This window comes from Moorena sp. SIO2C4, assembly GCF_010672485.1.
GTDB lineage: Bacteria > Cyanobacteriota > Cyanobacteriia > Cyanobacteriales > Coleofasciculaceae > Moorena > Moorena producens.
In genome coordinates this window covers 1-1378 of the sequence record NZ_JAAHGN010001464.1, presented here as the reverse complement: position 1 = coordinate 1378, position 1378 = coordinate 1, and the positions used below count along the sequence as shown (strand labels likewise).

Here is a 1378-nt window from a genome sequence, read left to right as displayed (position 1 = left end):
TACCTATTACCTATTGCCTATTACCTATTGCCTATTGCCTATTGCCTATTGCCTTTTACCTCTTACCTGCTCCCTACTCCCTACTCCCTACTCCCTACTCCCAATTCTAAATTCTAAATTCTAAATTCTTAATTCTAACAATCGCGATCGCTTACCACTCCATCAGGTAAAATTGTATTGCACAGTTCCATAGTTTCCCAGGGAATAGTTTCCCCATCAATTCCCTTAAAACTTGCTCCCTTTACGTTCGTTCCCTTGAAGTTAACCTCTTTGAAAGTAGCCGCTGTTGAAAACGATGTTATTGAATTTGTTTTGAACGTACATTCCACAGGACCGAAACAAGCTCTTTCCAGCACAGCCTTTTCAAGGTTAGTTTGGTCTAGAATTGCTCCCCCAAGATAAGTATCAGATAGGTTAGCGTTGGTGAAGTTAGTAAAATTTAGATTAGCCCCTTTTAAATTAGCTCCCTGTAAATTAGCTTTCCTCAAATTAGCTCCTGCTAAACTTGCTCCCTGCAAATTAGCCCCCTTCAGTATTGCTCCTTCCAACCGACTGTTGCTTAAATCAGCATTAGCTAGATTAGCTCCTTCTAAATGAGCATAGGCCAAATTAGCACTCTGTAAATGTCCATTACTGATTTGGACAGCTTGAAACTTACCACCTTGGAGATTAGCGTAATCTAGATCAGCCTCAATCAGGTTTGCTCCCTTGAAATTTGCTACCATTAAATCAGCATATTGTAGGCTAGCATTGCTCAGATTAGCATCCCTAAAATCAGCATACTGAAGCTGAGAATTTTGCCATTGACTTTTTCCACAATTTGCCCCCTCAAAGTTAGCGCCTTTGCCATGAATATGTTGCAAATTTGCTCCTTCTAGCTCAGCAAAATGAAAATTGAGCCCCTGTAGATGTACCCCCTCTAATACACAAGCTGAACATTCACCACGCTCTAGCAGATACTGTAGATCCGGAGGTTGAGGGGAATTTAATTTAGCGATCGCAGTTCCTAAACTCAGAAATCCCGCCAAAGCTAACAGTAACAGTAACTGCTTCATTTTAGTTATCCTTTTACTATCAATCTTATCGTCACATGTAAGCATTCAGCGGTCAGTGGTCAGCGGTCAGCGGTCAGCCGTGGCAGAGGCTTCTAGCTTGTGACTTAACTCAGCATTATTCCAATGCTTACCTGTTTTCTTCAAAAGCTGTTCGGTGTAGCGTGGCACAGGCTTCGACGCTGGGACGTAACGCATAAGCTGTTCGCGTGTAAGCATTCAGCAGCCACCTGTTTGAGCATGCCCAAACTGCTAAAGATTTTTTGCCCTTATTGCGCTCTTGGCATGAGGAAGCTAAACAACTACCGGTGTGGCGAAAGCTGCGG

At 42.7% G+C, this 1378-nt stretch carries 1 protein-coding gene and 1 pseudogene; one reads left to right on the top strand and one right to left on the bottom strand.

The window, feature by feature from the left end:
- Positions 1–134: 134 nt before the first annotated feature.
- Positions 135–1055, bottom strand: coding sequence for a pentapeptide repeat-containing protein (locus tag F6K20_RS38620; RefSeq protein WP_287298462.1), 921 nt, complete (start codon positions 1053–1055; stop codon positions 135–137).
- Between the two features lie 221 nt (positions 1056–1276).
- Here F6K20_RS38620 and F6K20_RS41075 point away from each other — a divergent pair.
- A pseudogene (locus F6K20_RS41075) lies at positions 1277–1378 on the top strand (AAA-like domain-containing protein); the annotation flags it as partial.